General features: G+C 26.8%; 10 protein-coding genes and 1 other RNA gene. 6 read left to right on the plus strand and 5 right to left on the minus strand.

Going from position 1 to position 11,287, the window contains the following annotated elements; genetic code table 4:
* Positions 1-18 precede the first annotated feature (18 nt).
* The 4 genes from EXC48_RS03170 (at position 19) to EXC48_RS03185 (ending at position 3,817) form a co-directional block, all read left to right on the plus strand.
* Positions 19-2,337, plus strand: coding sequence for a DUF4116 domain-containing protein (locus EXC48_RS03170; protein WP_129720726.1), 2,319 nt, complete (start codon positions 19-21; stop codon positions 2,335-2,337).
* A gap of 31 nt (positions 2,338-2,368) precedes the next feature.
* The gene (locus EXC48_RS03175) at positions 2,369-2,563 is read left to right on the plus strand and encodes a hypothetical protein (protein ID WP_129720727.1); all 195 of its coding nucleotides are present in this window, start codon (positions 2,369-2,371) and stop codon (positions 2,561-2,563) included.
* A 548-nt stretch (positions 2,564-3,111) separates the two neighbouring features.
* Positions 3,112-3,354, plus strand: a complete 243-nt coding sequence (locus EXC48_RS03180) for a DUF3800 domain-containing protein (protein ID WP_129720728.1) — start codon at positions 3,112-3,114, stop codon at positions 3,352-3,354.
* Complete coding sequence (locus EXC48_RS03185; RefSeq protein WP_129720729.1) at positions 3,338-3,817, plus strand: DUF3800 domain-containing protein; 480 nt, start codon at positions 3,338-3,340, stop codon at positions 3,815-3,817. The genes EXC48_RS03180 and EXC48_RS03185 overlap by 17 nt, the downstream gene beginning before the upstream one ends.
* A gap of 426 nt (positions 3,818-4,243) precedes the next feature.
* Here EXC48_RS03185 and EXC48_RS03190 read toward each other — a convergent pair whose 3' ends face one another.
* From EXC48_RS03190 to EXC48_RS03210, 5 genes are all read right to left on the minus strand, one after another.
* Complete coding sequence (locus EXC48_RS03190; protein ID WP_223216320.1) at positions 4,244-5,152, minus strand: hypothetical protein; 909 nt, start codon at positions 5,150-5,152, stop codon at positions 4,244-4,246.
* Positions 5,153-5,476: 324 nt separating this feature from the next.
* Positions 5,477-5,947, minus strand: a complete 471-nt coding sequence (locus tag EXC48_RS03195) for a hypothetical protein (protein ID WP_129720730.1) — start codon at positions 5,945-5,947, stop codon at positions 5,477-5,479.
* Positions 5,947-7,692, minus strand: a complete 1,746-nt coding sequence (thrS, locus tag EXC48_RS03200; RefSeq protein WP_129720731.1) for a threonine--tRNA ligase — start codon at positions 7,690-7,692, stop codon at positions 5,947-5,949. Before thrS ends, EXC48_RS03195 begins: the two co-directional genes overlap by 1 nt.
* Positions 7,679-8,692 carry a tryptophan--tRNA ligase gene (trpS, locus tag EXC48_RS03205; protein WP_129720732.1) on the minus strand — a complete coding sequence of 338 codons (1,014 nt, stop codon included), beginning with the start codon at positions 8,690-8,692 and terminating at the stop codon, positions 7,679-7,681. The genes thrS and trpS overlap by 14 nt, the downstream gene beginning before the upstream one ends.
* A gap of 193 nt (positions 8,693-8,885) precedes the next feature.
* Positions 8,886-10,331, minus strand: a complete 1,446-nt coding sequence (locus tag EXC48_RS03210; protein WP_129720733.1) for a hypothetical protein — start codon at positions 10,329-10,331, stop codon at positions 8,886-8,888.
* Positions 10,332-10,665: 334 nt separating this feature from the next.
* Here EXC48_RS03210 and ffs point away from each other — a divergent pair.
* Both ffs and EXC48_RS03220 read left to right on the plus strand, forming a co-directional pair.
* Positions 10,666-10,750: signal recognition particle sRNA small type (gene ffs / locus EXC48_RS03215), an RNA gene on the plus strand.
* Positions 10,751-10,782: 32 nt separating this feature from the next.
* Positions 10,783-11,274: an NUDIX hydrolase gene (locus EXC48_RS03220; RefSeq protein WP_129720734.1), complete on the plus strand. Its 492-nt coding sequence runs from the start codon at positions 10,783-10,785 to the stop codon at positions 11,272-11,274.
* Positions 11,275-11,287 lie beyond the last annotated feature (13 nt).

Raw genomic sequence — 11,287 nt, forward strand, 5'->3', positions numbered from 1 at the left:
AAATTCATAAGAAAGGAAATGATGAATAAAATTAAAAAAGTTTTAGTACTTAGTTCACTAAGTGCTATATTGCCTTTTACAATTGTTTCTTGTACAAATGAAACAAATAATGGTAATGGCCGAAAACCTAGTGATACATCAAATAACAACACAAAATTAAAAAAAGATGAAAAATTAAATGATAAAACTAAAAATATAAATAGCAACAAACAAGAAGATAATGTTGATATTATTAATTCAAAGAAATTAGATGAAAAAACAATAAAATCAATTGAAAATCAATATTTAGATCTTATAGAAAATAAAGCAATAAATGAAGGAAGTTTTTTTATTGAATCATCACTTAAAGTTATAAAAAAGCTAGATGTTAAAAATTATAAAAAATTTGTGCTTGAGGTTGTGAAGCAGGATTATCGTGCGTTGGAGTATGCTTCAGAGGAGTTGAAAAATGATAAAGCATTTATGCTTGAGGCAGTGAAACAGAATGGTAGTGCATTGGAGTATGCTTCAGAGGAGTTGAAAAAAGATAGAGAAGTAGTGCTTGAGGCTGTGAAGCAGAATGGTTTTGCATTGGTGCTTGCTTCAGAAGAGTTGAAAAAAGATAGAGAAGTAGTGCTTGAGGCGGTGAAGCAGGATGGTAGTATGTTGAGGTTTGCTTCAGAAGAGTTGAAAAAGGATAGAGAAGTAGTGCTTGAGGCGGTGAAGCAGGATGGTAGTATGTTGAGGTTTGCTTCAGATGAACTGAAAAAGGATAAAGATGTTGTGCTTCAGGCAGTGAAGCAGGATGGTCATGCATTGGAGTTTGCTTCAGAGGAGTTGAAAAAGGATAAAGATGTTGTGCTTGAGGCGATGAAGCGAGATAGTGATATCTTTAGGTTTGTCTCAGAAAAGTTGAGAGAAGAACTTGGGAAAAATAGAGATATAATGCTTGAGGCGGTGAAGCAGGATTATCGTGCGTTGGAGTATGCTTCAGAAGAGCTGAAAAAGGATAAAGTGCTTGTGCTTGAGGCGGCGAAACGGGATTATAGTGCGTTGGAGTTTGCTTCGAAAGAGTTGAGAGAAGAGTTTAGGAAAAATAGAAATATAATGCTTGAGGCAGTGAAACAGAATGGTAGTGCATTGGAGTATGCTTCAGAGAAGTTGAAAGGCGATAGAGAAATAGTGCTTGAGGCGGTGAAGCAGAATTATCGTGCATTGGAGTATGCTTCAGATGAGCTTAAAAGTGATAGAGAAGTGGTGCTTGAGGCGGTGAAACAGAATGGTGGAGCGTTGAGTTTTGCTTCAGAAGAGTTAAAAAAAGAGTTTGGGAAAAATAGAAAATTTGTGCTTGAGGCGATGAAGCGGAATGGTCTTGTGTTGGAGTATGCTTCAGAGGAGTTGAGAGAAGAGTTTGGGAAAAATAGAGATATAATGCTTGAGGCGGTGAAGCGAGATGGTGATGCCTTGAGGTTTGCTTCGAAAGAGTTGAAAAAAGATAAAGATGTTGTGCTTGAGGCGGTGAAGCGAGATGGTCGTGCGTTAGTGTATGCTTCAAAAGAGTTGTGAAGAGATAAAGAAATTGTGCTTGAGGCGGTGAAACGGGATTATCGTGCGTTGGAGTATGCTTTAGATGAGTTGCAAAATGATAAAGATGTTGTGCTTGAGGCGGTGAAGCGGGATGGTAGTGCATTGCAGTTTGCTTCAGATGAGTTGAAAAAGGATAAAGCATTTATGCTTGAGGCGGTGAAGCGGAATTATGGTGCGTTGTATTATGCTTCAGATGAGCTTAAAAGAGATAAAGACGTTGTGCTTGAGGCGGTGAAGCAGAGTGATTGAGCGTTGCAGTATGTTTCAGAGGAGTTGATAAAAAATAAAGAATTTATATTTAAAATTATAAAAATTAATCCATATATTATTCTTTATTTTATTAATGATATTCGTAGACCAGGAAAAATTCAATTAGATAACTCATTACTTAATATTCTTTACTCATATGAAACCTTAAACTTTATTGACTTTAACTATATTGCAAATATAAGTGAATATAAAGAAAAAAATCAAAACAAAATCAATTTATCAAATCTGCTTAAAAAAGTAGCAACAATACAACGTGGTCCAGATCGTTTATACAAATACAAAGACCTTAAAAACCTAATAGATAATTCTAATGAAGATAAACAAAACCTAATAAGTATTTTAGTAAAAGAACCTGATTTACTAAAATATATTCCATATCAATTTTCAAATGATAAAGAATTTATTAGTTTAATTGCTAAACAAAATAAAGATATTATAAAATTTGCTTCTAGAAGACTTCAATATGATGAAGAATTTATTAATAGTATCAAAAATAACTAATTATTTTAAAATGTAAACTCAAGCACAATGCTTGAAATTCGTTAATAAAACAACAATCATTAATAAAATAAAGATTGTTGTTTTTGTAATTTTAAAAAGAATTAAATTATTTTTAATAAAAATTGTTTATTTTGCAATTCAAAATCAACTTAAAAAGTGAGATAAAATAACTCAAAATTGAGGTCAAATTTTAAATCAGTTAAAAATTGCATTTGAAGAAGAATAAAAAAACGAACATACTCAATAAATCAGGGCTTGCCCTGTATTTAATTATAGAGTATGTTTGTTTTTTGTTATAATTTACTTAGATTTGTGTTTGTTATTCTCAAATCTCTAACATTTTTTGTTAGCAAAAGAGAATTTACACAAAATATCCTACAGTACCGCCGCGAGCTTATATTTTTTAATCTCCCCGCTCTTAATTGCAATTAAGAGGCCTTACTTTTTTAAAAGAGTAAGCAAAAACTTTTGCAAAAACACTTTGTGTTTTTGGTTTTCATATAATCTTTTTTAAAAATAAAAACTTTAGTAAAGTTTAAATAACATTTTTTTACTAATAAGTTGCATATGACTTTTATATGTATCCTTTAAAAAATAAATATAATTTTCTTTTTTTATAGTATAATACTTATACAGGTTTTGGTAAAACACTGTGCACTGTATTGGTAGAACATAATGTTTAAGCGCTATGTGCTAGCGCCAACAATATAGGGAGGGACTGCTGAAGGCAGTCTTTTTCTACCTTTTTATTTTTAAAAAGAAGGGATGGGGACAATGCATTTATACATATACTGCGATAAATCGGGGGTTTTTGATAAAAATCACAACAATTTTTATGTAATATCAGGTTACATATTTTTAAACCAAAGCGAAATATCAAAAGCAGTGGCAAAATATGATTCAATTGAAAAAGATATAAGAAAAATAAAGAAAATTCCTAATGAACAAGAGATAAAAGCTAGTTTCTTAAGAAGGGATTTCAAGAGTAAAAAGGCGTTTATTGAATTCTCTCAATAATTACACAAAATTTGCTATTATAATAAAACTAAAAGAAGTTATTGAAGAAATATATAATCATAAAAGAGATAAGCAAAGATTTCAAGACTATGCCTTTTCGAGAGGAATAAAAGAGGTTTTATTAAAATTAAAAAATAATAAAATCTTAAATTTAGATGAAATTGAAAACATTACAGTGAATTTTGATAATAGACCTATTGCAAGTAGTGGTAAATATGATTTAAAAACTTCTCTACTAAAAGAATTGCGCGACGGAAAGTTTAATATTAATTGAGATTGATTTATTCCTGGGATTTTAAAAAATCTTAAAAACATCAAATTAAATTATTTAAATTCTAAAAATAATTATTTAATTAGGGCTAGTGATATAGTAGCTAATTCGGTATGACACAAAGCACGATTAAAACCATCTCTTGAAGATTTGAAAGATAATGAAACACTTTATATTATTAAATTACCATAAAAACATTTGAAAGATATTTTTGCTGGATATAAAATAAAGTATGACAATAAATTTTTATAAAAAATAACAATCATAAATTTAAAAAGCGATTTTTATTTTTTACATTAAATTTTCAAATTAAAATATCCTACAGTACCAGCTGTTATTTTCAAATCTCTAACAATACACATTAGCAAGAAAGAGAATCTTACTACACAAAATTTTTTGTAGTCTTTATTCTTATTTTATTTCCCTCTCAACAACATCACCACTTTATCAACAAACTTTTCAACTTGTGGTCTTAATTTTTGAATTGTTATTTTTGCAAGAAAGCTAGGTATAAAGTCTAATTGTTGAATCACTTTTGATAATATTTCATATATAACATCTGTGATTTTTATACTTAATACACCATTTTTGTCAACTAATACTAGAAATTTAACGAATTTAAAAAAATCCTTTTAATTTTGGACCATCCAAAAATTCATTAACTTTAAGTTTTACTTTTTTAGTAATGCTATTTGATAAATTTTTATTTTTTAGTTGTTCTTCTGTTAATTCTGCATCTGGTTTTTTAAAATCAAGTTTGATTGATTTAGATTCTAAGTTTGCGCTTTTTAACTTAATATTAAGAGATCACCCTGATTTTATATTTTGATTAATTTCTGAGATTTTGATGTTATCATCTATAATGACGTTATGCTTTTTCAAAAATTCTTTTATTTCATTAACAACATCATTATATTCTTTTAATTTACCTTTTTCTTTTAACTTTTCAAGAGTTATTTTTCCATTATTGATTAGTTTTTCCTTCAATCCTGTAGGTTTAGCTTTTTCGATTTTGTCTTTTAATGTGCCTTCAAACCATGATTTATTAACGTAGTAATTATTAAAATTTTTTTGCAATAATTTCTCAGCTTCTTTTAATTCAGTTTCTGTTTTAGGATTTAAAGTAATTAAAGAACTTTCTGGTTCATCAATATTAAATTTTAAATTAACATTATTAATTTTGGTAATCACTTCTCTTTCGAAATATTCTTTTTCAAAAACTTCATTTAATTCTAATTTTGGAACACGAACATTTATTTTGTTATACTCATTAGATAATTTCGGTATTTCATTTAATCCTTCTATAAATTCATTATATTTATTGTAAGAATTTAAATCAGTTGATAATATATTATTGCTAAATTCAACATCATAAGTCTTATTCTTATTTTCTTTTTCTAAAGTTTGCTCTTTTCCTTTTTGTGTTTCATTTTCATTTTTTACTTCATTCTTAGAGCAGCTTGCTACTACTCCTAAAATAGGTACTGTTGATAAAGCTATAAATTTAGTAAATAATTTTAGTTTCATTGTGCATTTCCTTATTTTTAATGTTTTATTGTATTTTAATTCTATAAAAAAAAAAAAAAAAAAGAAGAAGTAAATAGCGAAAATATTCAGGACTTATTTCACAAATTCGCGAGTTTCATAAACATTGAAAAATTTCAAATTTGTTCTTTTGATTTTAAATGTCTCAACCATTTCTTATTAAAAAATATCCGGACAAAATCCGGATATTTGCTGAATTGCAAAGTCATATGCATTTTTAAAGCTGTATATGACTTTTATAATTTGCTAAAATTATTACTCTCACAGAATTCTGCGAGAGTAAAAAAATATAAAAAAGTACTATAATTAAGACTTTTTGAAAATAGTTTTTCTTACTTTATTAATATAATCTTCTTTAGAAAAAGTCTTAGTTAATGCATAAAAAATTAAATAAATAACAAAAACGGGGATAGTATCATATTTGTATCAAGTCCACTTTAATATTTTCTCTCCTGAGTTAGAATTTGAATCAATTGCATAAACCGGAATTCAAAATATAGTAATAACAATAGCAATTATAAATGCTACAATTTGTAAATAGATTAATCTTAAATTATTGGTTAAGACTAAAAATAAAGCTAAAAAACTAAATATAGCAGTGAATATAAAACTAGATATTATTCTTCATGTAACAGAAAGTTCTCAATTTGTATCTAAAAATAATCTTCATTGAATTACTTTATCACTTAGTAAAAACATACCCAAAGAAGATAAACCAAGTAATATAAAGAAGATTTTTTCTAATATATTCTTTTGATAAACAGGTTTATTAAACATTACTCTTTTGATGCTTTAAGTTTTGAAATGAAACAAATAAAACTTTCAATATCTAATGAAATAGTTTCTTCTTTACCATATTCACGGTATGAAACAGTTTTTGATAATCTTTCTTTTTCACCTAAGATTACTTGAATTTTAGATTTAGACATTTGCGCCTCACGAATCTTTTTACTTAATCTTTCTTGTCTTAAGTCAATTTTTGAGCGAAAACCTAAACCAAAAAGTTTTTGATTAATTTCTTTTGCATAATCGACATCTTCATCATTGTTTGTTGCTGGAATAACTGTAATTTGTTTTGGAGCTAATCAAAATGGTAAAACTCCTTTAGTTTGCTCTAATAAAATTGATACAAAACGTTCATATGTACCAACTAAACCACGATGTATCATTACTGGTATTTCTTCTTCATTATTTTTATTTATAAATGAAATATTAAAACGTTGAGGCAATAAAAAGTCCAATTGTAAGGTCGAAACTGTTATTTCATGTCCTAATGCAGTAAAGATTTGAATATCCATTTTTGGTCCATAAAATGCTGCTTCACCAATTTTTTCTTCGTATTCAACATTTAATTCATTTAGAACACTTCTTAACTCATTTTCAGCTTCATTTCACATTTGATCATCATCAAAATATTTTTCCTTATTTTCTGGATCTCTAAGAGACAATGAAACATAACTAATTTGAATTTTAAATGATTCTAGGGTTTCTTTAATTAATTGATACATTGATTTAAATTCTTGAGCAATTTGGTCTTTTCTAACAAATAAATGACCTTCGGTTAATAACATTCCACGCACTCTTTCAAGTCCAGTTAAAGCACCAGATTTTTCATAGCGATATAATTGAGATTGTTCTGAATATCTAATCGGAAGATCACGGTAAGATCTTTTTTCAGAGTTATAACATAAGATATGATGCGGACAAGTCATTGGACGAGGTATTAATCTTTCATTTTCTACTACAATCGGTCTAAACATATCATCTTTATAATGTTCTAAATGTCCAGAAATTTTATATAGTTCTTCTTCACCAAAATGTGGTGTTAAAACTTCTATAAATCCATATTTACGATCCATCTGAAGAACTAAGTTTCGTATCTCATTATGAATATACATTCCATCTTCTAATCAAAAAGGCATTCCTTGGCCACCTAATTTATTAAAAAAAAATAATTTTAATTCTTTACCAATTTTACGATGATCTCTTTCTTTTCTTTCTTTTAATATATTTAAAAACTCATCAAGTTCATTTTGTGTTTCTCAACTAGTACCATAAATTCTAGTTAACTGAATATTATCTGAATTTCCCCTTCAATATGCTCCGGCTAAGTTTAATAATTTGAAATGTTTAATTTTTTTAGTATCTTCAACATGATTGCCAGCACATAAATCAGTAAAAATCACTTCCTTACTTAATGGATCAATTAAAGCATAAAATGTGATATTTTTTCCTTGTGCTTTTAATTCATCATATAATTCTTTTTTATACGGTTTATTTTCAAATGAATAATTTTGTTCAGAAACTTGTTGCATAATCAAATTTCGTGAGGCAAGCTTTTTCATTAATTTTTCAATTTTTAATAATTCAGAATCACTAATTGGTTCTGGAAACTCAAAATCATAATAAAATCCTTCATCAGTAGCTGGACCAAAGCCGAGTTTAACGTTTGGATATAATTGCTCTACAGCTGCACCTAATAAATGAGATGTTGTATGATTAAGTAATTTATTTGCTTTCATTTTCTTTTACTCCATATAGACCTATTTTAAGTTGTAATTTATTAATTGTTTGTTCTGCAATTTTAATAGCTTTTTTTGCACCTATGTTTGAAATTTTTTCAACTATCTCAAGAGCTTTATGATATTTACTTTGAATATCAATTAATAATTTTTTCACCTCTAATGCTACTTGTTCTTTAAATTCTTTATAATCAGAATCTTTAAATTGTTCTTGTGCTTGCTCTAAACTAACATCTTTCAAAGCAGCATAAATATTTAATAAATTCAAAATTCCTGGCTTATGTTCAGATATATAAATCTTATTTTCTGAATCCGTTTTAGCTTTAAGAATTTTGTTATAAGCTTGTTGCGGATCATCAAGCAAATATATTGTTGATTTAGGACTATTTTCACTTTTAGACATTTTTGCATTCGGATCAGTTAAAGATTTAATCTTAGACCCAATTTTAGGAACTAAACCAATAGGCACTTTAAAATTAGCTTTATAGTTTTTATTAAATCTTTCAGCAATATTTCTAGCTAATTCTAAATGCTGTACTTGATCTTCACCAATCGGCACAACATCAGGATTATATAACAAGATATCTCCAGCCATTAAAGTCGGATACATCAATAAACCAGTTGGAATTTTTTCAGTTCCATTCCCTTGTTTTAATTTTAATGACTTATCTTTAAATTGCGTCATTCTTTTTAATTCACCAAGGGTTGTTTCACAACAACAAAGTCATTGCATTATCGCATGTTGATGAACTTGCGATTGATAAAAAATTGCACTTTTTTGATAATCTAATCCGCAGGCTACATATAAAGCTATTATTGATTCTCTTTGTTTTTTAAGCTCGCTTGGTTTAATTTTTTCAGTGGTTAAAGCATGTAAATCTGCAACAAAAATATATGATTCATAATCATCTTGCATCTTAATGAAGTTTCTAATTGCTCCAATATAATTTCCTAATGTTAAATTACCAGTTGGTTTAATTCCGCTTACCAAACGCTTCATAATATGCTCCTTCTATTATCAAAAAACAAATCATTTTTAAAATTTAAATATAATTAAAATTATATATCAAATTGCTCTAAATAAGAATTTTTATTACCTAAATTAAGCAAATTCATTAGAGATTTTATTTGTTTAAATGTCCATTAAAAAACAAGCAATATATAAATCTGCTTGCTTTTTAATGGATTAATTTTTATTCATCTTCATCATTAGATGAACCGCTTTGATTTGTTGAATTAGTTGAAGATTCAGAAGATGCAGAAAATGATATTTCTTGTGTAATTTCTTTTTCAATACCTTTTACTTTAAATTTAAAAGTTACTTTTTTTTTAGTTTCATCAATACTAAAATCAAAATATTCTTGAGTATATGACTTTGTCTTAAAAACATTGAATTTAATTTCATCAGAATTTAAACCATTATGAAGTTTAAATAATTTATTGTCTTGTCCATTACCACCAGATTTAATTCCAAAGAATGTATTATCATTTTTACCATATTTTTGTATGTGATTTTCGTTTTTAAATTTTTTGCTCTTTTTCTTTACGGTCTCATATTTTTTCTTAATTTTTTCAAATGTTACAGTATTATCAAACAGTTCAAAAGCATTTTTTCATTTCTCTTCTTTTAAAGCATCAGATGAACCATTTTGGTTTTCGTCTTTCTTGTCAATACTTGGTTTGTCAGTCTTACTAGTTTCTCCTTTTTCTGTTTTTTTATCATTTGTTTCAGATGTATTATCAGGTTTGTTTTGAGAATTATCGCTACCTAGTTTTTCATTTTCTTGATTTGTATTTTTTGCATCATCTTTACCATTTGGGGTTTCAGTTGCTGGGGGTGTTATATTTTCTTTTTCTTTTATTTTTCCTTTACTTTCATTAGAAGTTTCTGGTGTAGATGGTTGTTTTGCATCATTTTTTTGTTCTTCAGAACCTTGTGTTTTAGGATCAGGAATATCAAATACTTGAGAAAATACTTTTGAATTCGCACCGTCTTTAACAATATACTTAATAGTTAACTTTTTAGAACTTAAATCATATTCATAATTTAAAAATTGTTGTTCTTTTTTAAACTTTTCATTGTTAACGATAGTGAATTGAATTAATGAACCCTGAGAATCTAATGTATCTTTTAATTTAAATAAATAATATTTATTCTTTTTAGATGTATTTTTCACTCTTCCTACACCCTTAAATGAAAAATAATAATGATCTTTTGTATATCTTTGAAGTTGTTTAGATTCTTTATTTTTTTCCGTAACTTGATCTCAAATATTTTTAAAATGCTTACCATAATCATCTTCATCTACAAATTCAAATGCATTAGATCATTTTTGTTCAAATTCTGAATTTTTGGAATCATTATCGCTAGTTTGATTGGGATTTTTATTTTCATTGATTTTCGATTCGGTTTCACCTTCTTTTTTATCCTTATCTCTTTCGGTATCTTTTTTCCCTTTTTCACTTTCATTTTTTTGAGTTTCAGTATTATTAGTTGAATCTTCACCTTTTTTTAGGTTTTGCCCATTACCTTGTTTACCACTTTTATCATTTGTATCATTACATGCAATTAAACTTGGAAATAATGCAACTGATGATAATAAACCAGCACTAATAAAAATTGTTTTTCATTTTTTCATTTTTTACCTACAATGTTTGTTATTTTTTATATTTAATAAATAAAAAACATAAAGCTTTTTCTAATTTATAATTTATAAAAGATTTATGTTTTTTTATCTGCTTGCTAAACTTAAACTTAAAGCAATTTACATATATTACATATAAGAATTTATCATATTTTTTCTTGTTTAATAATTAAAATGTTTTTTTCATATTAAACAAGAAAATATTTCCCTATATTTAAAATAATGCATTTTTTGGTATAATGATTTTCTATCAAAAATATAATTTTTAACAATATTCTGTAACATCAAGTTTTTGTATTACTTTTCATAAAAAAGGTATATAATATGTTTGCCATTAGAACAATAACCTACTAACTTGGTCAGGATAGAAATATAGCAGCCATATGAAGAAGTGTTGTGTCTGGTGGTCTTTTTTATTTATAAAATTATTTTTCGGAGGGTGAATATGGATGTTTTTTTATCAAAAGAAAATTATGTGTTTAAATATCGTGTTGGAGCCATCATCAAAAATGATGATAAAGTTCTTCTTGCGTATGATGGTGAAACTAATAATTATAAATATCTTCCAGGTGGCAAGGTAGAATTTGGCGAATCAATATATCAAGCAATTGAAAGAGAAATTAATGAAGAGTTAAAAGTAAAACCTTCAAAAATAAAATTATTATTTGCTAATGAATTATTTTATTATTCTAAGATTTCTGAAAAAAATGTTCATGAGTTGTGCTTTTACTTTTTACTTGATTTAGATTTAAATTCAGAAATATTACAGAATAAGTTTTATACAATCGAAAACAATAGAAAATTATTTTTTGAATGAGTAAAAATTAATGAATTAGAGAAAATCAATTTTAAACCAGGTCAAATAATAAAACACATCATCAATCCACCTAATGAATTCAAAATATTTAATACTAATGAAAAAAACCAAGCCCACTAAATGCTTGGTTTTT

This window comes from Mycoplasmopsis cynos (genome assembly GCF_900660545.1).
Taxonomy (GTDB): Bacteria; Bacillota_I; Bacilli_A; order Mycoplasmatales; family Metamycoplasmataceae; genus Mycoplasmopsis; species Mycoplasmopsis cynos.